This window comes from Candidatus Gastranaerophilales bacterium (assembly GCA_028696075.1).
Classification (GTDB): Bacteria; Cyanobacteriota; Vampirovibrionia; order Gastranaerophilales; family JAILCC01; genus JAQVHS01.
In genome coordinates this window covers 198,721-220,036 of sequence record JAQVHS010000003.1, presented here as the reverse complement: position 1 = coordinate 220,036, position 21,316 = coordinate 198,721, and the positions used below count along the sequence as shown (strand labels likewise).

Below are 21,316 nucleotides of genomic sequence, written 5' to 3'. Positions count from 1 at the left end.
TTAATTTATCAAATTATAACAGGCGCAGTTGGTAAAATCAAAATGTCTACGCTGGCTCCGACTTGGTGCCAATCGCCCGTTAAGAATATTAATTTATCAAATTATAACAGGCGCAGTCGGTAAAATCAAAATGTCTACGCCGGCTCCGACTTGGTGCTAATCGCCCGTTAAGAATATTATAATAAAATAAAAGGCATAAAAAAGCTATGCTTTCTTTAATCAGGGATGCATAGCTAGATAGGGATATGTGTATCGTCTTCTAAGGAGTATGTTATTATTTTATCCGTACACCCTTGGTATTACATCATTCATACTTACGATTTACTAATCTGATACTACATCATTAAGACTAGCTAATATCTGCCAAGTTGGGGTAAAACCCAACCTACATAAACTTCTCAGCTTCCCAGCTTCCTAGCCTCTCAACTTCCTTAAGCTCTTCACCTCTTCACTCCTTAAACCTAATCCCAGCCTCTCAGCTTCTTAGCTGCCCAACTTCCTTAAGCTGGCAAGAATATTTTATTGTATAATAATTAATGAATGAAAAATTATATGTTTAAACATTTTAAATCAGACTTATTTGGCGGCGTTACCGCTGCAATAATTGCTCTGCCATTGGCTTTGGCGTTTGGTGTCGCAAGCGGACTGGGAGCAAGCGCAGGGTTATTAGGCGCTATTATTGTAGGCTTTTTTGCTGCATTATTAGGCGGCACACCTTCACAAGTTTCAGGACCTACAGGACCTATGACCGTAGTGGTTGCTTCTTTGGTTGCTCTTTATTCAAATGATTTGAACATTGTCTTTTGGGCAATATTTTTAGCAGGGATTTTTCAGATTGCGGCAGGATATTTAAAATTCGGTAACTTAATTAAATATGTCCCTTATCCTGTTATTTCGGGGTTTATGAGCGGAATAGGAATTATTATTATATTGCTTCAGATTAATCCTTTGTTAGGTGAAAAATCTCTGGGGTCTACGTTAGATGTTATTACTTCTTTTGTTAATACACTAAATAACATAAGCTTAAATGATACTATAATCGGCGTTTTAGCGTTATTAACGGTTTTTTTGACTCCAAAGTCAATAAACAAAAAATTCCCTGCACCGCTGATTGCTTTGGTTGTTTGTACTGTTTTGGCATATTTTTTTATTCCCGAAGTTAAAACAATCGGCGAAATACAAGGTATAGTTCCTCATATAAAAATTGGCCTTATAAATTTAAGTGAGCTTGTTAAAATAATACCTATGGCAGGAACATTATGTATTTTAGGCTGCGTAGATTCTTTGCTTACTTCTTTGGTGGCAGATTCTGTTACAGGTTATAAGCATGATTCTAAAAAAGAACTTATCGGGCAGGGAATAGGGAATTCCATAGCAGGGATTTTTGGAGGGTTAGCCGGTGCAGGCGCTACAATGCGGACTGTTATTAATATTAAAGCAGGCGGAACTACCCGCTTATCAGGAATTATTCACTCTTTATTTTTAGTTCTTATCGCATTTGCTCTTTCGCCTTTGGTGGCAAAAATCCCTTTAGCTGTTTTGGCAGGTATTTTAGTAAAAGTAGGTTTTGACATTATAGATTATAAACTTCTTAAATTAGCTTTCGTTGCGCCTAAAAGAGATTTGATTGTTGCTATAACGGTATTATTAATAACGGTTTTAAACGATTTGATTTTTGCCGTGGGTGTAGGGATAGTACTTTCGGCAATTTTATTTGCCGTAAGTGTTGCAGATAAAACAAAAGTCAGCGTAAAACCGCTTGATAACAATGACTTTGATATTATCCCGGATAAATTAAAACAAAAAATAATACTTGTAGAGCTGGAAGGGGCATTGTTTTTTGGCACTACTCCGAAAATTATTGAAACTATAGAAAACCTCCTTGATACAAGAATTATTATTTTAAACTGTTCTTCCAGCCCTGATTTTGATATTTCGGCGGTTTTTGCGATAAGAGATTTGGCTTCAAGGCTGCACGAGCAGGGGGCAGCTGTATATTTAGTGCTTTCAAACAAAAAGAATATTAATAAATTTAATAACTTGATACCGGAAGATTTAATTTCAAAGAAAGAAATCTTTACTTCAATTTCAAAGGCTGTAGAGCAGGCAACATTAAAACTGTCAGAAAGTGAAAATAGTTAGGTTATATTTATGGAAATAATTTCTGCTGTAAAAAAACTAAAAAAATCAAGACGGGCATTTTTCGCAACGCCTGCGCATGCTCAGGGAACAGTTTTTCCGAGAGTTTTAAAGAACTTGCTTAAAGATGGTGTTTACAGATCTGATTTTTCGGAAGTAGACGGGCTTGATGATATCAGAAAACCTCAAGGCTGTATTTTAAAATCGCTTGAGCAGGCTGCTAAAATATACAACAGCAAAAAGACTTTTTATCTTTTTAACGGTTCTACATCAGGGATTTTAGCGCTTATGCTAAGTACTTTATCAAAAGACGATAAAGTTTTAGTTGCCAGAAACTGCCATATAAGTGTTTATAACGGATTAACCCTGACAGGGGCAAAGCCTGTTTGGATTATGCCCCAATACAATAAAGAATTCGGCGTTTTTTCGGATATAAATATTGAGGATATTAAATTTGCGGCAGAAAAAAATCCCGACGCTAAAGTCCTTATAATAACAAGCCCTACTTACGAAGGTATTTGTTCGGATATAAAATCAATATCGGAATATTGTAAGTCAAAAAATATTATATTTATTGTAGATGAAGCGCATGGGGCTTTGTTCAATTTTTCAAAACAGCTGCCGACTCCTGCCATATTACAGGGCGCTGATGCTTCCGTGCAGTCTTTGCATAAAAATGCCCCCGCACTAAACCAATGTGCGCTGTTACATTTATCTGAAACCGCCCTTATCTCGGAAAAAATATTACAAAAAAATCTTAATATAATAAATTCCACCTCCCCGTCGTTCATTCTGTTGGCATCAATAGAAGCTTCAATAAATTGGTTACATTCAGCAAAAGGTAGTTATGAAATAGAAAAATTGCTGAAATTTATAGCAGATTTTAAGAAAAAACTGCCGAATATAATTTTTTTAGAAAACAATGACCCTTCAAAACTGTTTTTTAGGGTTGGAGGCTACAGCGGTGAAGAATTGTCGGCATATTTAGACAGCTTTAATATAGAAGATGAACTATACAGCGCCAAGGGAGTATTGTGTCTGTGCGGAATCGGAACTTCCGCTAAAAAATTACAAAAGCTCAAATCAGCTTTGCAAAAAATACCTCTTAAAACATCAAAAAATTTTATGGAGTATACCCCGAAACTACCTAAACAGCTTCTTACTCCGTATGAAACTATGGATTATAAACATAAAAAAGTTTCGCCAAAAGAGGCGGTGGGGAAAATAAGTGCAGAAGTTCTTGTGCCTTATCCGCCCGGAATCCCTGTTTTACTGGAAGGAGAGGTTGTAGAAGAGCGGCATTTGCAATTTTTAAACCAAGAGAATGGAATTAATATTGTAGATAAAGAAGATTTATAGCTTTGCAATAGACGACCTTTATTTTATAATTGGGAGATGAAGTTGAATTTAAGAGAATATTTAGCAGAGAATAAAAAAATAATTAATGCCAAGCTTGGCGAATATTTAGAAATTCGTTTCCCTGAAATAATTTGGGAGGCAATGAGATATAGTGTTTTGGCTGACGGTAAAAGAATAAGACCGATACTTTTGCTTGAAGCGGCAAGGGTTTGCGGAGCTGATGCAGAGGTTGCTTTGCCAACAGCTTGTGCTTTAGAGATGGTGCATTGTTATAGTTTGATTCATGACGATTTACCTTGTATGGATAATGATGATTTTAGGCGAGGCAACCCCACTAACCATAAAGTTTTTGGCGAAGGTATGGCTGTACTTGCAGGGGATGCTCTTTTATCTTTTGCACCCCAGATAATAATAAAAAAGACCCCTGACTGTGTTGATAAAGCTGTTTTGTTAAGAGTTTTGAATGAATTTTATACCTCAATAGGTCCCGTGGGGATGGTTGGCGGTCAGGTGGCTGATATTCAATCAGAAAACAAAGAAATAGATATTTCTACATTTACCTACATACATACACATAAGACAGGAGAGCTGTTTAAATTTGCGCTTATGGCCGGCGGATTACTCGGCGGTGCAGATGAGAAAACCTTGAATGCGCTTGTGGATTACGGTAAATTCTTGGGTTATGCGTTTCAAATTGCGGATGATATTTTGGATATAGAGGGTGATTTGAAAACATTAGGCAAGACCCCTCATAAAGATTTGGATTCCAACAAAAACACACATCCGAAACTCTTTGGGTTAGATAATTCTAAAATAGAACTTAATGCACTTTGTGAAAAAGCAAAAAATGTATTAAAATTAAATAATATTTTATCAGAAGCTTTTGATGCCATAGCTGATAGCATTGTAAACAGTATAAGGAATAAAGAATGATTGTGAATACAGGCAAAGAAATAATAATTTCTTCATTTATAGCAACTTTTACCGCCCAGTTTTTAAAGTTTTCGTTTTATTACATAAAAAATAAAAAAATTAATTTTAGAATTTTTGCATCTACAGGCGAAATGCCGAGTTCTCACAGTGCGGCTGTTATAGCCTTGACTACGAGTGTTGGGCTTATAAGAGGATTTGAAAGTGTAGAATTTGCAATTGCTTTGATTTTTTCTTTAATTGTAATGTATGATGCAGCGGGTTTGAGGCGCAGTGCAGGTAAAATGGCTACTCAGCTTAATCTCCTGGCAGATGCTATGTGGGAACATAAACCTATCAATTGTCAGGAAAAATTGGGTGAACTTTTAGGGCATACCCCTTTAGAAGTTACAATGGGAGCGCTTTTGGGCGCTGTGGTTGCATTTTTCTACCATTTTTGGATGCTTGCAGGGTAGCAGGCAGTTCAACTTCCCAGCTTCCTTTAAAATTTAAAAAAACAACTGTCACCCTTGTATATGTCAACTAATTCGATGACAACAAGGACGTTGGGTTAAAACCCAACCTACATGAACTAAACCCCAGCCTCTCAGCTTCTCAACTTCCCAGCTTCCTTAAACCTCTTCAACTAATTTGAGGGCATTTAGCATGCTTTTGTGCGAGGCAATATTTTGATATGCAATATCAAACGCTGTTCCATGTGATGGCGAAACCCTTAGTATATCAAGCCCGATAGTTACATTCAGTACATTATCCGCCCCCAGACTCTTTATGCAGGTTAACCCCTGGTCATGGTAGCAGGCTATATAGCAATCGTAGTTTGTTTGGTTTAAAAACCCTTTCGGCAAAATAACATCTGCTCCGAATGGTCCTTCTATATCCACGCCTTCCAGGTTTAGTTCCTTAATTGCAGGTATTATTTGGGTAATTTCTTCATCGCCAATCAAGCCGTTTTCGCCTGCGTGCGGATTTAGTGCGCACATTGCGATTTTGGGATTTTGAATATTAAATTTATTTTTTAGTTCGTTGTTTAAAATTTTAACTGTTTCAATAATATTTTCTTTTGTTACGGCTTGCGGAACTTCTTTTAAAGGGATGTGTCTTGTTAAAAGAAGTATTTTGAAGTTACCTGCAACAAATAACATTTGAGCCTGATTTTTATGAGTTGACAATTCTTCCCCCAGTATTTCAGTTTGACCTGAATAGTTATATCCTGCCAGATTTAGTGCGTTTTTTGAAACAGGCGCTGTAATAATTGCTTTAATTTGTTTATTTTTGGCTAACTCACAGGCTTTTTTCAGGCATAAATATGATAACTCTCCCGAAAATCGACTCTCTACCCCGGGTTGAATTTTTTCTGTATCATAATCTATATTTATAAATTTTATTTTTGGCAAGGAAATATTTAACAGCTTTTCCGCTTTGCCGAATATTTCCCTGTTGCCGATTAAAACAAAGTCATCGGTATTGATTTCATTAAGGGATTTTATGATAATTTCGACCCCTATACCCGACGGGTCGCCCATTGTTATAGCTGTTTTCATTTTATTTATGTCTTTCAAAATATTTAAGAACATTAATTAAAGTAGACGAATTACCAAGATTTCCTGATTTAGTTACAATCCATTGTGCCTTGAAGTCTAAACAAAGAGGAATCGCAATATCAGCCTCATCTATAACCTGCAGAGTTGTACTGTCAATAGCACGGCAGCACTTGTAAGAAGTTTCGCCGCCTACAAGCACCAGTATAACATCCTGGAATACAACAACATCTTTGGTAAGTCTGGCTAAATAATCTGTAATCATGCCGGGAACATCCTCCGGATTGATTCCATGTTCCTGTGCGTATTGTGTATTTTGTTCCTCAATATGTTCTATTGCAGAAAAATGAACAACCACCAGTCTGTATTTAATTAAATTATTTAATATACGTGAAAGAATTTCATCATAAGAGTTGTTGTTTATATCTTCTAACGAAAGTTCGACAATATAAGGCTCAAATTCTTCGCTCTCTATCACTTTGGCAATTTGTATTTTTGTCAAGGTAGTTGAGCTTCCTGATACAATTAACACGGGGTTGTCGGGAATGGTTTTGTTTATATGCTGATATTCGGTTTCCGGCAGCCAAACATCAGAAAAGCATTGGGCCATGGCGGCTGTACCGCATGGAAGGATATTATAAGTGCTTTTTTCTGTGGCTAAAACGATTTGTTGTATATCTGTTGTAGAAACTGCATCTATGACAATTAACTTACGTCCTTCATCTATTAACCTTTGCAATTCGGTAAGAATGGGGCCTGCGCCTTTGGTAACGGTTTTTAAAGGAATTAATGCCACTAAATCAGGGTTTTCTATTTGTTGTCTTAATATAGTGGGAATATAAGACTCTCTTACCGGTGATTTGGGATCCCTTGCAAATTCTGTCCTATCGAGAGGCACCCCATGCAGAAGATGATATCCTCCTACTGTAGTGCGCCCTTCTGACGGAAAAGCAGGTACAACGACAGCACAATCCCAACCTAACGCTTTTAATACGGTCATGCATTCTGATGCAATATTGCCTCTAAGGGTTGAGTCTATTTTTTTGTAAAAATATTCCGTATTAAGCTTTTCGGTTAATATTTTAACGGCATTTTCTATAACAGGTATTGCCGCTTCTTTTTTTAAGTTTCTTGTTTCTGTGCTTATTGCCCATACCTGGGTTTTTAACAGTCCTTCGGGTTGTTCGGCATAATCAAATAATATTTGAGTATTAGCCCCGCTTAAATGAAACTGCAGCGCTGTATCATTCGCACCTGTTAAGTCGTCGGCTATAATGCCGATAGTTCCTGTTTGTATAAACATATTATTCTTCTTTTTTACTGCCTAGTAAGCGTATATTATTTGCACGGACAAAGTAGCGTTCTCTTTCTTCGCCGGAAGCATCTTTCCATTTGCTTATAGCAAGTTTGCCTTCTATTGAAACCAGTCTGCCTTTTTTAACATATTCACCTGCAAATTCTGCGTTTTTATCCCAAAGTTCAATGTTAAACCAATCTGTTTTTTCGCCTTCTTTGCTCCATCTGTTTACTGCCACGGAGAAAGAAGTTTTAACTTTTCCGGATTCAAAATATTTAATATCAGGATCTTGCCCTGTTCTGCCAACTACTACAACGGAATTTATCATAACTGTCCTCAATTTAACTATAGAGTGCATTATACATTAAAAGATTTTTTTTAACAAACCCTTAAGGAAGTTTGGCAGCTGAGAGGCTTTTTACTGTCATGCTGAGGAGCGGAGCGAGTCCAGTCTCTCATTATTGTACGCTCAACCATGCGACCCTGAAACGAGTTCAGGGTGACAACCTTACTGTCATGCTGAGGAGCGGAGCGAGCCTAGTATCTTACCGATTTGGAAGTTGAGAAGCTGGGAAGCCAGGCAGGTAAAGGGAAAATAATTAAAGCTATTTTAAAACGCAATTTTTTTCGCGCGATTGTTTTTATTTAAATAAGAGATGAAAAATAGAGGATAAAAGCATGACAGAAGTTTCAGCTATTGCAGCTCAAGCAGCGGCTAAAGAAGTCGTTAAACAACAGAATGCTACTAACCCCAATAATACTAACCCCAACAATGATGGTCTTATAGGCGGTTTGTTTGGTGTTGTGAATGGACTTTTAGGTAATGTTTTTGGAACATTAGGTACTGTTACAAACGGTGTTTCAGGTGTCGTAAGTCCTGTTTTATCCTTAGTTAATCAGCAGTCAAACGGCGGCGGAGTTTTCGGATATGGCTATGGAAATTCTTACGGATATTTCCCTAACTTTACCGGTACGGCAATTTCACCATTTGAAGGTATGTGCTATACAGGCGGCGGCGGTGCTAATATGTCAGGCATGCTTAATTATATGTCAGGAACATTTAATTCATATGCACCTGGTGGTATTGCAGCTTTTGGGCAGTTTCTTAATAACGTTGCTCCCGGAGTACAGCCCGTAGCTAATCAATTTGCAAATTCAAATGGTCAAGTTGATATGGGTTATGCAGATATTCTATCTAAATTGACACCTGATAACTTAAAAAGATTACAAGGGCTTGAAGCTCAAATCAAAGCTTTGGCATCAAAATCAGATAAAACTGATACTGATAAGGCTGAAATGAAAAAATTAGTAAGCGAATTGAAGTCTTTAGAAAAGGGTGTTTATGGAACTGATACTGATGAAGAATTACCTTCTGCAATATTTAAAGACAAAGATGGCAAGTCCTATATCTATTCTAATTTAGATGAAAAAGAATTGAAGCAAATTCAATCCAATAAAGCTAACTTACAAACAAAAATAGATGAGTTAAAACAAAAGCAGGAATCCTTCGTAAAATTGCAGGAGAAAATACAGTCTTATATTAACCAAAGACAAAATGTTCCTGCTATGACTCAAACGGCATATGCTGCGCTCCAGTCTGAAGGTACAAAATTGCAAAAAGAAATTGCGGAATTAGCTGCAAAGAATAATGAATATATACCAAATGCTTTTAAAGATAGTAAAACAGCAGAATACAAAAAAGCTTCTTCAACATCTTCATCAGAAGGGGATGGTTATGAGGTAGAAGATTCTAAAGAAACCGGCAAAAAAAAGAATGCAGGGGAAACAAAAAATGCACCTAAAAAAGGTTCGGCTGAAATATCCGCACAAAAAGTTTTGGATAAGCTGGGAGAACAAGGCACAGAAGATTTAAATGCTGATGAAGCAATTGTAGAAAAAATTATTTTAAGTATGCATAGTTCAAATGAACCTGACATCACTTCATTAATGAAGGAATCCGGAACTCTCAGAGCTCCGTCAAGAGTGGTTGAGGCTATTCAAAAATATTTAAAAGCTAATCCTGATACTAAACTTAATACTAATCAGCTTAACATTTTAAAAGCAATTACAAATAGTTTATTACCGGCAGGGCAAGATTTTGAAACTAACATAAAAAACTCTAATTCTAATGTTAAGACTGCGTGGTCAGGCATTACTACACGCGCAGAGAATCAAGCAAAAAAAGAAGTAAAATCTGAAAAATCGGAACAAGACCCTTCAGCTAAGAAGCCTGCAGAAAATACATCAGAAAAACTTCAATCCAAAATTAACACTATATTAGATCAAAAAACAAAAGCAGGAGCTTTAGATTGTGCTAAAATTCTTCAAGACCTTCAAAAACTATTGGACGATGGTAATATAGCAGTTGCTGACAAGCTTAAAATAAAAGAACAAATGGCAGAAGTTCAAAAATTAAAAGAAAAAACAGATGGAGAAAATCAACTTGAAACAGCTAAAGCTACCAGAGATGGCAGAAGACTTATAACAGCGATGAATGACGGAAGATGGTATTTTGCAGGAATGGGTGGGACTGATGGAACCACAGTAGATGCAATCGTCACGGAAAATAAATTAGCAGACGGTTCTTTGGCAAGGATAGTTGCCTATCTTGATAAGGCTTACCTAAATGGTGATAGTTTTATGAAAAAAACAACAATAGATTCCTGGATTGAAGGTGACTTTAGCGGTGCAAAGAAAACAGAACTTCTCGGTTTAGTTGAAAGAGCAAGAGAAGAAGCCTACCAAAAAGGTTACATCACCAAAGAAGAATATGAGAAAATGATAAAAGCACCAAGATAATTAATTGAAATAATTCTGATAAAAACAAAAGCCCTGATAATTTCAGGGCTTTTTTGTTCATCTGTTATCAGCTTCTCAACTTCCCATCTGCCTACTTATTGAAACTCTTCACCTCTTAAACCCTTAAACCTAATCACAGCTGCTGGGCTTCTCAGCTTCCCAGCCTCCCAGCCTCCTATCCCGGCTTCCTGCCAAAAACTACTTCACCTGACCCATGAAGAATTCCTTAAAAGTGTGATAAAATTAAAAGCACGGCTAGTGTTTTCGCAAAAGTTTCAGTGGTTTACTCAGGAAGGAATTATTAATGGCAAATAGTGTAAAAATCGGACATTCAATAGTAGGTGACGCTCATCCATGTTTTATTATTGCAGAGATTGGTATTAATCATAACGGATGTATTAAAACCGCAAAAAAACTTATAGATCTTGCGCAGACAAGCGGTTGTAATGCGGTCAAATTTCAAAAAAGAACCATAGATGTTGTATACACTCAGGAAGAGCTTGCTATGCCTCGTCCTAATCCTTTCGGTGAAACTAACGGGGATTTAAAAAGAGGGCTTGAGTTCGGTTATGAACAATATGCTGAAATCGATAAATATTGCAAAGAAAAAAATATGACCTGGTTTGCATCCTGTTGGGATGAAGCTTCAGTTGATTTTATAGAACAATTTAATCCGCCCTGCTATAAAATTTCTTCAGCATCTTTGACAGATGATAACCTTCTTAAATATACCAGGGCAAAAGGCAAGCCTATTCTGCTTTCTACCGGCATGAGTATGGTTGAGGAAATTGACCATGCCGTAGCGGTTTTAGGTGTTAAAGATTTAATTATTTACCATTGTACTTCTACGTATCCTACGGACAACAATGAGATTAACTTAAATGCCATAGCATTTCTGAAACAAAGATACAATGTGCCTGTAGGTTTTAGCGGGCATGAAAGAGGCGTATTGCCTTCAGTTTTATCCGTTGCAATGGGGGCATGTTCGGTAGAGCGCCATATCACCATTGACAGGACAATGTGGGGGTCAGACCATGCTGCAAGCTTGGAGCCTGTTGGTATTTGCAGGCTTGTTCGTGATATAAGGCTTACCCCAATGATACTTGGCGATGGTAAAAAGACTGTTTATGAAAGTGAAAAACCTATCATTAAAAAGTTAAGAAGAGTAAAAAGCGGCGTAAGTGTATGATAAATTTACCTAAAGATATTGAGTATATCATTACCGATTTTGACGGTGTAATGACGGATGGCTTTGTTTATATAAAAGACGGCAGCAGTGATTTTACAAAGCGTATTAACTTCAAAGATGTAATGGCTGTTTCTATTGCACAAAAAAACGGATATAGAGTAGCTATTATTTCAGGTGATGAAGGCTCTATAATAGATTACATAGCAGATAAGTTTAAACTTCAGGAAGTTCACACCAATATTCGTGATAAAAAAGAAGTTTTGCAGCAAATTCTGTATCGCCATAATATAGATAAGAAAAAAGTTGTTTTTGTCGGTGATGATGTTAATGATATTGAGTGTTTGAAGTATGTAGGCTTTCCTGTTACCGTTCAGAACGCCAATTCTAAAGTTAAAACACTTGAAGGTATTCAAATAACGGAAGCTGAAGGCGGCAACGGCGCTTTTAGAGAGATTATAGATGCGTTGGTGGACTAGGCAGCTAAGAAGTTGAGAAGCTGGGAAGTTGTCATCCTGAATTTATTTCAGGATCTCATTGTTGTACGCTGATATAAACTGTGAAGAGGTGAAGAGCATGAGACAGCTCCTCTTTAAGAACTATTGATACGAGCATGCCTTAGTGTGTAATCCTTCAAATTGACGGTTTTCAAAAGACTTGCAAAATCCCACCTAAGCCCTGATAAGTCAGCATTTTAACTGATTTATAGACCATGTGGTTTAGTCAATTTTATAACCCCTTTTTTGTTTTTTTAGACCCCAGGGTCGATGAGAAGCTCCTTTCAAAAGAGTACTATCTTTAGTGTAGATTACTAAAAAACAATTTTACTGATGGAGTATGTAATATGTATGGGGGGAAATCGATGAAAAGAGCTAAGTTAAATTCGAGCATTCAGGTGCTTGTAGTTGATGACAATTATGATCATGCCGCGGGTATTAGAGGGATTGCAAGCTTAGATGGAGGATTTGATGTTGTAGGGATTGCTACTAACGCAGACGTTTGTCTCGGTATGGTAAAAAAGTACAAACCCGATGTAATTCTAATGGATATTAACATGCCTGACGTTGATGGTATTACACTTATACAAAAAATCAAAAAAATTGATTCTGAATCAAGAATCATTGCTGTAACAGGTTATGATGATTCTGACTTAATCTACAGAGTTATGAAAGAAGGCGCAAAAGGTTACATCCTTAAAACAATGGCTTCATCACAGCTAATTCAGGGTGTTATAGAAGTTGCCAACGGCAAAATATTTATGCCTTCCATTATTGTCTCCAAGTTTTTTGAACACTTCCAGACTGTTGTTAATGAGGATAGCTGTCCGCTGTCAAATGAAGAAAATCTGTTAAATTACTTAACACAACGCGAAGAAGAAGTTTTAGATTTATTAACTCAGGGTATTACATATAAAGGTGTTGCCAATCAATTGTTTATAAGCGAAACTACCGTAAAAACCCACGTTAATAATATATTTCAAAAACTTCAGGTGAATGACAGAACCCAGGCGGTATTGTATGCTATAAACAACGGATTAGTTAAAAAAATGAGAACTAATAAAATCCGTTTGGCTGTATAGGTAGGGTGCAAGGAGCATACAATGATTAATACCGTAAGAAATGTATCTTTATTTCCGTTATTTGAAGATTTTCCAAATTTGTACGTTAAGCAAACAGTTTTGAGCCTTTTTAGAACGCTGCTTGAAACAATAATGGATTTAAGAAGTGAAAGCGTAGTTGTTTTAAAAACGGATAATTTAGACGGTATTGAAGGTATTCTGACAAGACTTTCATATTCTAACGCCAAAATCTTCAGCTATGATGATACCAGCGCATATAATAACTTTGAAATTATGCAGGATAACAATGTTAAGTTTGAAGAAAGTTTTGTACTGATTATGGCGGACAGGTTTTCGGTTGTACTGGCTTGGGCGCCTACTGATACAAAAGGTTTCTTTAATGCCTGTATAACAATGAGTTCAGCTGTTGTCGGCGAAGTTTACGAAGTTATAAAGATAAATTCTGAATTTGCTCCTGTTGAAAAACATGTATCTAAATTGCAGCTTGACCGAAGAGGCAACGTTATATTTGATGCAATATTGAATAAACTTCTGCTTAAAGTTGAAGATTATCAAAGAGATTTGATTTGTGCAAATAATGAAATTCAGGAATACAATATTCTCGAAGAAAAAGATGTAAGAAATATTCTGCGCAACTATTCGCATGAGCTTAGAAATCCCGTCGGAATGCTCGGGGTTTACGGCAAAATCTTAAATTCTCACATCGAAAAAATCAAAAACGGTCAAAGTGATATTTCTTCTTTGGAGTCGGCACAACGAGCGTCAGAGGTAATTATAAATGCTATTGAAACGATAGAAAGCACACTGTCCGAGATGTCCAATTACTCAAGAGAAATCAAATTGAATATCAAAAAAGAAAGCCTAAAAGACGTTATATCTAATGTAGTCGACTTTGCTTCGCCGTCATTTAAACAAAAAGAAGTAAGTATAATTTTTGATGCGAAATGTGATGTTGAAGTTAATATTGACAGGCATAAAATTTATCAGATTATGCTAAATCTTTTGAAAAATGCACTTGAGGCTACTGACCCTTATAAGTCCGTAAAAGTTGTATTGGATAAAGTTGACAACAATGCATGCATCACAATTAAAGACGAAGGTCATGGGGTAAGTCCGGAAATTTTACCTAAGATATTTCGTCCATACTTTACTACCAAGGAAAACAGTTCGGGTATAGGGCTTGCATTTTCTAAAGATATTATAGAAAAACACGGCGGAGAATTAGACCTGCTGACAAACAGTGAAAACGGGTGCGAGTTTATTATAAAGCTTCACTAAAAAATAAAAGGGGAGAGAGATGGATTTTACGTCAAACACAACTTCAAAAATTGTTGAAAAGGCAATGGACGGACTGTCTGCAAGACAAAAAGCCATAAGCGCTAATATTGCCAATTCTCAAACCGACAACTATACAAGGGTTGATGTTCAGTTTGAGGACCAGTTAAAAAATATAATGGCAAATGAAAGAATGCAAGAGCAGGTAAAGCTAAACAACTCTTATGCTTCACTAAAACCGATGAGTGTCAATGTCGGTATTTTACCGAATTCTTATGCATCAGATGTAATAATGGAAGCCGACAATTTTAAATCCTTTGCTCCGGAGGATATTATTGACACGGATTCGCCTGTTATCAGCAGCGGGAATAATGTTAACATAGAAGCGGAGATGGTTGAGCTTGCTAAAAATTCTTCAAAGTATAATGTTTTAGCGCAGCTGCAGTCAAAATACTTTAAGAAAATGGAAGATCAGTTTAAATCAGCGAGTACGTTATAATGAGTTTTAATTCTTTAGACATTTCAGCAACAGGCTTATATGCCCAACGGTTAAAAATGGATGCTATATCAAGTAATATAGCCAACATTAACACTACAAGAAAGCCCGACGGGTCGTTAGGACCTTATGTGAAGAAGAATGTGGTTTTCTCAGCTATTTATGACCAGGCAAGACAAGGTCCGCTGCTGCCTTCTCAGGATTTGTCGCCCGGATATGATTCGATGTCAGGCAGCATTAAGCTAAAGGGCAGTGTATCCTTTGATTCGCCTTTGGTTGCGCAGGGCGTTACCGTTAGTCAGATTGAAGATGATAAGCAGCCGTTTAAGACGGTTTATGACCCGTCGCATCCTGACGCAAATGAAGACGGTTTTGTTCAGGTTCCTAATATTAATATAGTAAATGAAATGGTCGATATGATGGTGGCAAACAGAGCTTATGAGGCTAATATTGCTTCGATTGAAGCCTCTAAAAGTATGATTAACAACGCATTAAAAATATAGTGAGGAGGAAAGATGCAGTTTGGGGATATTTCAAATTTAGCGGATTTTAATCCGATGGCGAATTTTAAATCGGATAGCAGCAATTTGCTGGGTTCTAATAAAGTTTTACAAGGGCATATTTCTGTTGAAATGCCGAAGTTTGAACACATAACCGATGAGCAGTTGAAAGAAGATTTAAAAGCGCTTTCTATCGACGGTGTTAAATCTTCAGAGGCGACTCCGGACAAATTGTATAAATCTTTTAGCTCGGCATTGTCTGACGGTTTGCAAAATGTTAATAACCTGCAAAAAGAGTCGGAAGATTTAACACAATTTTTTGCTTCAGGCGGGAATGTTGATATACACAGTGTTATGATAGCTTCCCAAAAAGCAGGACTGGGGCTTGAAATGGCGACACAGCTAAGAAATAAAATCGTAGGAGCATATAAAGAAATAACAAGAATGCAGTTTTAATTAACCTAATTTAACATTGTTGATATCATTAAAAAACACGCTACAATATAATTAAGAGGATTTGAGGGACCGGGGTTGAATAACTATTTAAATTTAATTTTTTCCGATATAAAAAAATTGTGGGACGGCTTGGAACTGTTCCAGAAAGTTTCCATTTGTGTACTGGTTATAGCTGCTGTTGCCGCTATGGTATTTTTTGTTACCAAGTCTACAGAACCTAATTGGTCTGTGCTTTATAGCGATTTGCAGGAGAATGATGTTGTCAATGTAACAGAGAGCCTTAAGAAAAACGGCTATAAATACAAGCTTAGCGATGATAAAAAAACTATTTTGGTGCCTGTTGACCAAAAAGAAGATTTGAGGATATTTGTTGCCGAAAATGATATTATAAAAGACAGTTCTCCCGGATTTGAACTTTTGGACAAAGTACAGCTCGGAGCGACAGATTTTCAGAATAAACTTACAAAACAAAGAATTTATCAAGGCGAATTAACCAGAACTATTGAACGTATAAGCGGTGTTCAAAAAGCAAGAATTCAGCTTGCAGACCCTGAGCGTTCGGTTTTTTCCGATAATGATGAAGAACCCTCTGCAAGTGTTATGCTGGTTTTAGTACCGGGCGTTACTCTTAAGACAGAGCAGGTTAAAGCGATAAAGAATTTAGTCGCTTACGGAGTTCCGCGCTTAAAACCCGAGAAGGTCTTTCTAAGCGACCAAAACGGTGATGTATTAAGTGATGAAATACATAAAAACTCAAATGACATAGAAACTTATAAAACTACTTTTGAAAAAAATACCGCAAAAAAAATAACTAAAGTTTTAGAACGTATAGTCGGCTCTGATAATGTTTCGGTAGAAGTAAGCGCGGATATTAACTTTGACAGTGCAAAAGCCACAATAGAAAAATATGTTCCTCTGGACGGCAGTAATGAGGGTATTTTAGCTTCTACACAATCAGAAACGGAACTTTATGATAAAGGTTCAAATAAGCCGCAAACAGCACAAAATCAAACTGAAACGCAAACGGCTAATGTTAATGATAAAACTATGAACTATCAAAAAAATAAGATGATAAGTAACTATAATGTATCCAAGGAAATTAAACAGGTTGTATATGCCCCGGGTTCTGTTAACAGAATGACTGTTGCCGTCGCGATAAATAAAATTTTAACGGAAGAAGAATCAAAAGAGCTGCAGGATTTGGTTATTTCGGCGGCAGGCGCTAATATCGAAAGAGGTGATATCGTAAAAATCACCAGCATGGAATTCTCCGGGTTAGATGCGGAGCAGGTAAATGCGAGCAAGATGATGAAAGAAATACAAACCGAAAATCAGGTGAATTTTTGGGTAACAAAAATAGGTCCGTTACTTGTCGTATTAATTTTGGGGTTATTTGCGTTATTTATAATCAAGTCAATGTTGAAAAAACCTTATCAAGGTGAAGTAGTTAGAGAAAATCCATCGTATGACGAGTATGATGATTATGCAATGCAGGAAGCCGAGCTTGAAAGATTAGCCCAGGAATCCCAACAGCTGCTTAGCACTTCAAATATGCCTATATTAGAAGCTAAGCTTGCGCCCGAGCTTGAAATGATGAAGTCTCAGCTTAATAATATGATTATGACAAACCCTGAAGATGCTTCAAGATTAATATTATCGTTCATTAAGGATTAACAAAAATGATAAATTTTAAAAACATGTCAAATACACAGAAAGTTGCAGCCCTGCTTATAGTTTTGGGACCTACCACTGCCGCTGAAATATTAAAAAACATTCAGGACGATGATTTAATCGAACAAATTACCATGGATATAGCAAGCCTGAATAAAGTTCCGCCGGAGGCGTTAGATGAAGTGCTTGAGGAATTTTATTCTTTGTTTCAGGCAAGCAGTTATTTGTCTTTAGGCGGTATGAATTATGCCCAAACGCTTTTAGAGCGTGTATACGGACTTGAAAGGTCACAGATGGTTTTGAACAAGCTTTTGTCTGCTATGCATTCAAACCCGTTTGAATTTTTCAATGATGCCGACCCTTCTCAGCTTGCAACTTCTTTCCAAAATGAGAACCCCCAGCTTATAGCTTTGGTTTTGGCTTATTTAAAACCTGATAAAGCAGCACAGGTCATGAACAGTTTGCCGCCTAAAATCCAGGCTGCAGTATCTGTTAAGATAGCTGAAATGGACAGAACCAACCCTGAAATTTTGAGCGAAGTAGAAAAAATAGTTGAACAAAAATTCTCTTCTGTTGTAACTCAGGACTTTTCAAAGGCAGGCGGTGTGGAGTCTTTGGCAAATATATTGAACAGAGCCGACCGCTCTACCGAAAAAGTTATTATTGAAACGTTGGAATTCCAGGACCCTGAATTGGCAGAGCAGGTGCGTGAGCTTATGTTTGTATTTGAAGATATTATTCTGCTTGATGACAGATCAATCCAAAGACTTCTTAGGGAAATTGATTCACGTGAACTCGCTTTAGCCCTTAAAGGTGCGAATACTGAAGTAAAAGAAAAGATTTTCAAAAATATGTCCGAGCGTGCGGGTGAAATGCTTAAAGACGATATGGAATATATGGGGCCTGTTCGTGCGAAAGAAGTTCAGGAAGCACAAAGCAAAATTGTTTCTGTATTGCGCGCATTGGAATCTTCAGGCGAAATTATAATTATGAGAGCCGGAGCTGAGGATGAGTTCATTGTATAAAAGGATACAAAGCGATTCTATAAAACTTGGGGAGTCTTTTATTTTATCCGGCGAAACCCAGGAGGATGAAGTTAAAAATCTTACCATGCAAAAGAAACTGCTTAACGATGAGGTTGGTATTTTGCAGGCTAAAATTGATGAGCTTAATGACCGGCTTAAAGACTCTTTGCACCAAAAAGAACATATGCTTTCCGATGCTAAAAAACTTGTTGAGGATATAAAACTCAAAGCGGATATCAAAGCTAATGAAATTATTCAGGAAGCTAGTATGAAAAAAGAAGAAATTTTTCAGGAAGCAAGGAACGAAGGCGTAGAAGAAGGCTTTAAAAAAGGTTATGAAGACGGGATTGAAAACTTTAAGCAAGAATGCATCAAACGGATAGAGTCTTTAAATGCGCTTACTAACGCCGCTTTTGAAGTGAAAAATGAGATTGTTTTTTCATCGGAAAAAGAAATAATAGAGCTTGCCATGCTTATAGCTTCCAAGGTTGTACAGGTGGAATTTGTTAACAATGCAGAGTGCTTTAAAAATATGACAACAACGGCTCTTTCCATGCTCAAGGAAAAAGAAGATATAAAAATAGTTGTAAATCCAAGATTATTAGAGTATGCATCAGAATTTGCAGAGGAATTGAAGGCGAGAATAACAAACCTTGACCGGATAAAAATTATTCAGGACAAGACAGTTTCTTCTGACGGGGTTGTGGTAGAGAGTTTAAGTTCAAGGATTGATGCAAGAATTTCTTCGCAGATAGAGAAGCTCTCAAGGGTGCTTTTAGCTGCAAAAAATATGGACGAAACTGTCGATGAGCAGGTAGAGAAGCAAATTCAAAGTAAATTATCAAAAAATAAAAATAAAGATAAAGATGTTTGATTTAACAAAATACAAAAATTTAATAAAAGAAACTAATTCTATGAATGAAATAGGCAAAGTCATTCAGGTAATAGGTCTTGTTATAGAAGCCGACGGACCTGCTGCCAGTATCGGCGATTTATGCCATATTTATACGGATTCTTCTGCCCTGCCTATTTTTGCCGAAGTCGTAGGGTTTAAAGAAAACAAAATTCTTCTTATGCCGCTTGGTGATATGGAAGGCTTAAAGCCGGGGTCAATTGTTATGAATACTCAGGCACCCATGCAGATAAAAGTCGGGCATGAGCTTTTAGGCAGAGTTTTAGACGGTCTGGGAAATCCTATAGATGCTAACGTTCAGGTAAAGTCCAATAAATTTTATTCTACCAATAAGCCTAATATAAACCCTCTTGCGAGAAAAAGAATTGATGAGCCGTTATCTTTGGGCATACGCTCTGTAGACGGATTTATGACAGTCGGTAAAGGTCAGCGTATGGGGATTTTTGCAGGCTCGGGCGTCGGTAAGAGTACGACTTTGGCTATGATAGCAAGAAATACAACCGCAGACTTAAATGTAATAGCGCTTATAGGAGAACGCGGACGTGAAGTCAGGGAATTTATTGAAAACTCACTTGGTGAAGAAGGCTTAAGCCGTTCCGTAGTAGTTGTTGCTACAAGTGAACAGCCTTCTTTGGTTAAAATAAAAGCCGCTTATGTTGCCACCGCTATTGCGGAGTATTTTAGGGATTGCGGGCATGATGTTTTATTTATGCTTGATTCGATGACCCGTATTTCAATGGCTCAGCGTGAAGTCGGACTTGCTGTCGGTGAACCTCCCGCAACGAGAGGTTACACTCCTTCTGTATTTGCCCTTATGCCTAAGCTTATGGAACGGACGGGCGCAGGTGAAAAAGGAACCATTACGGGTCTTTATACAATATTAGTTGAAGGTGATGATTTTAATGAACCTATTTCTGATACCGCAAGAAGTATTCTTGACGGGCACATAATGTTATCAAGGGAGCTGGCTCACAAAAACCACTATCCTGCCGTGGATGTTCTTCAAAGTATAAGCCGTGTAATGACTGATATTACTACAAAAGAACATAAAGCAGCAGCGGGTAAACTCAGAAACTTGCTCGCTGTTTACCAAAAAAATGCCGACCTCATTAATATAGGCGCGTATATTAAAGGTACTGACGCTAACGTAGATAAAGCGCTTGAGTTAAATGAGCCTATAAATGACTTTTTAAGACAAGGTCTTGATGAAAAGACCCCTTATGATGAAACTATAGAGCGTATAATGCAAATTGCCGAATCTTAGATTATTGTGTAATTGCCAAAAGTTCTTCTCTTTGTTTGCTGTTTAAACTGACAAGAGGGCTTCTTACAAAGTCATTTAATATTCCTCTGTTGGCAAGAGCGCATTTAATAGGCGTTGGATTAGGCGCCATAAATATTTTTTTAAATACAGGGTATAGTTTTATATGGAGGTCTTTTGCTTCTTGTACTTTACCTGCTTTAAACAGTTCTATCATTTCTTTTATTTCGCTGCCTATAATATGAGAAGCAACACTCACTACCCCTGCTGCACCAAGCGCCATCATAGGCAGGGTGAGTGAATCATCGCCGCTGAAAACATCAAATCCGTCAGGTACTAAAGAAACTATTTCGCTTACCTGGTCTAAATCACCGTTAGATTGTTTTACCGCAAAGATAGTTTTATTTTCTTCAGCGATAGCCGCAATGGTTTCAGGCAGCATATTAACTCCTGTTCTGCCCGGAATATTATATAACATAATGGGAAGGTTTACGCTTTTCGCTATATCTCCGAAGTGTTTAATCATACCTTCCTGAGAAGGCTTGTTATAGTAAGGTACTACGCTCAAAATTGCATCTACGCCTAAGGCTGCAACCCTTTTAGATTGTTCTGCCGCCGTTTGTGTACAGTTTGAGCCGGCACCCATCATAATTTTTACTCTGCCCTGAGATATTTCTTTTACTGCTTTGAGCAAGTCCAATTCTTCCTTATGTGTTAAAGTAGGTGATTCTCCTGTCGTACCTGCTACAAGTATTGTATCCGAACCATTGTTTATGAGATGGTGGACAAGTTTTTCAAGCGCATTGTAATCAATGGTTAAATCTTCCTTGAAAGGAGTTACCATTGCTGTTATCACGCTGCCGATTTCAAATCTTTTTGTCATAGTTAACTC

Annotated in this window: 20 protein-coding genes; 16 read left to right on the top strand and 4 right to left on the bottom strand. The window is 37.2% G+C overall.

Features of this window, described 5'->3' with window-relative positions; translation table 11 throughout:
- Positions 1-540 precede the first annotated feature (540 nt).
- Genes PHX18_03705 through PHX18_03690 form a run of 4 tightly spaced genes read left to right on the top strand, consistent with a single transcriptional unit; the run spans position 541 to position 4,883 of the window.
- Complete coding sequence (locus PHX18_03705; protein ID MDD3593715.1) at positions 541-2,142, top strand: SulP family inorganic anion transporter; 1,602 nt, start codon at positions 541-543, stop codon at positions 2,140-2,142.
- 9 nt (positions 2,143-2,151) lie between these two features.
- Positions 2,152-3,498, top strand: a complete 1,347-nt coding sequence (locus tag PHX18_03700; GenBank protein MDD3593714.1) for an aminotransferase class I/II-fold pyridoxal phosphate-dependent enzyme — start codon at positions 2,152-2,154, stop codon at positions 3,496-3,498.
- Between the two features lie 36 nt (positions 3,499-3,534).
- The gene (locus tag PHX18_03695; protein MDD3593713.1) at positions 3,535-4,431 is read left to right on the top strand and encodes a polyprenyl synthetase family protein; all 897 of its coding nucleotides are present in this window, start codon (positions 3,535-3,537) and stop codon (positions 4,429-4,431) included.
- Positions 4,428-4,883, top strand: a complete 456-nt coding sequence (locus tag PHX18_03690) for a divergent PAP2 family protein (GenBank protein ID MDD3593712.1) — start codon at positions 4,428-4,430, stop codon at positions 4,881-4,883. The genes PHX18_03695 and PHX18_03690 overlap by 4 nt, the downstream gene beginning before the upstream one ends.
- Before the next feature lie 156 nt (positions 4,884-5,039).
- Here PHX18_03690 and pdxA read toward each other — a convergent pair whose 3' ends face one another.
- The 3 genes from pdxA to ssb are packed head-to-tail and all read right to left on the bottom strand — an operon-like array spanning position 5,040 to position 7,591.
- Positions 5,040-5,969 (bottom strand): 4-hydroxythreonine-4-phosphate dehydrogenase PdxA, encoded by a 930-nt coding sequence (gene pdxA / locus PHX18_03685; protein MDD3593711.1) that lies wholly within the window; start codon positions 5,967-5,969, stop codon positions 5,040-5,042.
- A gap of 1 nt (position 5,970) precedes the next feature.
- Complete coding sequence (locus tag PHX18_03680; GenBank protein ID MDD3593710.1) at positions 5,971-7,269, bottom strand: four-carbon acid sugar kinase family protein; 1,299 nt, start codon at positions 7,267-7,269, stop codon at positions 5,971-5,973.
- A gap of 1 nt (position 7,270) precedes the next feature.
- Positions 7,271-7,591, bottom strand: a complete 321-nt coding sequence (gene ssb / locus PHX18_03675) for a single-stranded DNA-binding protein (protein ID MDD3593709.1) — start codon at positions 7,589-7,591, stop codon at positions 7,271-7,273.
- 350 nt (positions 7,592-7,941) lie between these two features.
- On the opposite strand from ssb, the gene PHX18_03670 reads away from it, so the two are divergent.
- From PHX18_03670 to fliI, 12 genes are all read left to right on the top strand, one after another.
- Positions 7,942-10,062: a hypothetical protein gene (locus tag PHX18_03670; protein ID MDD3593708.1), complete on the top strand. Its 2,121-nt coding sequence runs from the start codon at positions 7,942-7,944 to the stop codon at positions 10,060-10,062.
- 304 nt (positions 10,063-10,366) lie between these two features.
- The gene (locus PHX18_03665) at positions 10,367-11,251 is read left to right on the top strand and encodes an N-acetylneuraminate synthase family protein (GenBank protein MDD3593707.1); all 885 of its coding nucleotides are present in this window, start codon (positions 10,367-10,369) and stop codon (positions 11,249-11,251) included.
- Positions 11,248-11,727: an HAD hydrolase family protein gene (locus PHX18_03660; protein MDD3593706.1), complete on the top strand. Its 480-nt coding sequence runs from the start codon at positions 11,248-11,250 to the stop codon at positions 11,725-11,727. Before PHX18_03665 ends, PHX18_03660 begins: the two co-directional genes overlap by 4 nt.
- Positions 11,728-12,110: 383 nt before the next feature.
- On the top strand, positions 12,111-12,827 hold the full coding sequence (locus PHX18_03655; protein ID MDD3593705.1) for a response regulator transcription factor: 717 nt from the start codon (positions 12,111-12,113) through the stop codon (positions 12,825-12,827).
- A 21-nt stretch (positions 12,828-12,848) separates the two neighbouring features.
- Positions 12,849-14,105 (top strand): HAMP domain-containing sensor histidine kinase, encoded by a 1,257-nt coding sequence (locus PHX18_03650; GenBank protein ID MDD3593704.1) that lies wholly within the window; start codon positions 12,849-12,851, stop codon positions 14,103-14,105.
- 19 nt (positions 14,106-14,124) lie between these two features.
- A complete protein-coding gene (gene flgB / locus PHX18_03645) occupies positions 14,125-14,601 on the top strand; it encodes a flagellar basal body rod protein FlgB (protein ID MDD3593703.1) in 477 nt (158 codons plus the stop codon).
- The gene (gene flgC, locus PHX18_03640) at positions 14,601-15,101 is read left to right on the top strand and encodes a flagellar basal body rod protein FlgC (protein MDD3593702.1); all 501 of its coding nucleotides are present in this window, start codon (positions 14,601-14,603) and stop codon (positions 15,099-15,101) included. The genes flgB and flgC overlap by 1 nt, the downstream gene beginning before the upstream one ends.
- A gap of 12 nt (positions 15,102-15,113) precedes the next feature.
- Complete coding sequence (fliE, locus tag PHX18_03635) at positions 15,114-15,554, top strand: flagellar hook-basal body complex protein FliE (GenBank protein ID MDD3593701.1); 441 nt, start codon at positions 15,114-15,116, stop codon at positions 15,552-15,554.
- Between the two features lie 75 nt (positions 15,555-15,629).
- Entirely contained in the window at positions 15,630-17,228 is a 1,599-nt protein-coding gene (gene fliF, locus PHX18_03630; GenBank protein ID MDD3593700.1) for a flagellar basal-body MS-ring/collar protein FliF, read from the top strand.
- A gap of 5 nt (positions 17,229-17,233) precedes the next feature.
- The gene (gene fliG, locus PHX18_03625; GenBank protein ID MDD3593699.1) at positions 17,234-18,250 is read left to right on the top strand and encodes a flagellar motor switch protein FliG; all 1,017 of its coding nucleotides are present in this window, start codon (positions 17,234-17,236) and stop codon (positions 18,248-18,250) included.
- Positions 18,243-19,124: a FliH/SctL family protein gene (locus PHX18_03620; GenBank protein MDD3593698.1), complete on the top strand. Its 882-nt coding sequence runs from the start codon at positions 18,243-18,245 to the stop codon at positions 19,122-19,124. The genes fliG and PHX18_03620 overlap by 8 nt, the downstream gene beginning before the upstream one ends.
- The gene (fliI, locus tag PHX18_03615) at positions 19,117-20,427 is read left to right on the top strand and encodes a flagellar protein export ATPase FliI (GenBank protein MDD3593697.1); all 1,311 of its coding nucleotides are present in this window, start codon (positions 19,117-19,119) and stop codon (positions 20,425-20,427) included. Before PHX18_03620 ends, fliI begins: the two co-directional genes overlap by 8 nt.
- A 1-nt stretch (position 20,428) precedes the next feature.
- Here the strand turns inward: fliI and dapA are convergent, their stop codons facing one another.
- Positions 20,429-21,307, bottom strand: a complete 879-nt coding sequence (gene dapA, locus PHX18_03610) for a 4-hydroxy-tetrahydrodipicolinate synthase (GenBank protein ID MDD3593696.1) — start codon at positions 21,305-21,307, stop codon at positions 20,429-20,431.
- Between the last annotated feature and the right edge of the window lie 9 nt (positions 21,308-21,316).

Coding starts and splice junctions, on each gene's coding strand:
- PHX18_03700 (MDD3593714.1), top strand. CDS start 2,152: ATGGAAATAATTTCTGCTGTAAAAAAACTAAAAAAATCAAGACGGGCA.
- fliI (MDD3593697.1), top strand. CDS start 19,117: ATGTTTGATTTAACAAAATACAAAAATTTAATAAAAGAAACTAATTCT.
- PHX18_03690 (MDD3593712.1), top strand. CDS start 4,428: ATGATTGTGAATACAGGCAAAGAAATAATAATTTCTTCATTTATAGCA.
- PHX18_03695 (MDD3593713.1), top strand. CDS start 3,535: ATGAAGTTGAATTTAAGAGAATATTTAGCAGAGAATAAAAAAATAATT.
- PHX18_03665 (MDD3593707.1), top strand. CDS start 10,367: ATGGCAAATAGTGTAAAAATCGGACATTCAATAGTAGGTGACGCTCAT.
- PHX18_03670 (MDD3593708.1), top strand. CDS start 7,942: ATGACAGAAGTTTCAGCTATTGCAGCTCAAGCAGCGGCTAAAGAAGTC.
- PHX18_03650 (MDD3593704.1), top strand. CDS start 12,849: ATGATTAATACCGTAAGAAATGTATCTTTATTTCCGTTATTTGAAGAT.
- PHX18_03655 (MDD3593705.1), top strand. CDS start 12,111: ATGAAAAGAGCTAAGTTAAATTCGAGCATTCAGGTGCTTGTAGTTGAT.
- flgC (MDD3593702.1), top strand. CDS start 14,601: ATGAGTTTTAATTCTTTAGACATTTCAGCAACAGGCTTATATGCCCAA.
- fliE (MDD3593701.1), top strand. CDS start 15,114: ATGCAGTTTGGGGATATTTCAAATTTAGCGGATTTTAATCCGATGGCG.
- PHX18_03660 (MDD3593706.1), top strand. CDS start 11,248: ATGATAAATTTACCTAAAGATATTGAGTATATCATTACCGATTTTGAC.
- dapA (MDD3593696.1), bottom strand. CDS start 21,307: ATGACAAAAAGATTTGAAATCGGCAGCGTGATAACAGCAATGGTAACT.
- PHX18_03705 (MDD3593715.1), top strand. CDS start 541: ATGAAAAATTATATGTTTAAACATTTTAAATCAGACTTATTTGGCGGC.
- PHX18_03680 (MDD3593710.1), bottom strand. CDS start 7,269: ATGTTTATACAAACAGGAACTATCGGCATTATAGCCGACGACTTAACA.
- fliG (MDD3593699.1), top strand. CDS start 17,234: ATGATAAATTTTAAAAACATGTCAAATACACAGAAAGTTGCAGCCCTG.
- pdxA (MDD3593711.1), bottom strand. CDS start 5,969: ATGAAAACAGCTATAACAATGGGCGACCCGTCGGGTATAGGGGTCGAA.
- flgB (MDD3593703.1), top strand. CDS start 14,125: ATGGATTTTACGTCAAACACAACTTCAAAAATTGTTGAAAAGGCAATG.
- ssb (MDD3593709.1), bottom strand. CDS start 7,591: ATGATAAATTCCGTTGTAGTAGTTGGCAGAACAGGGCAAGATCCTGAT.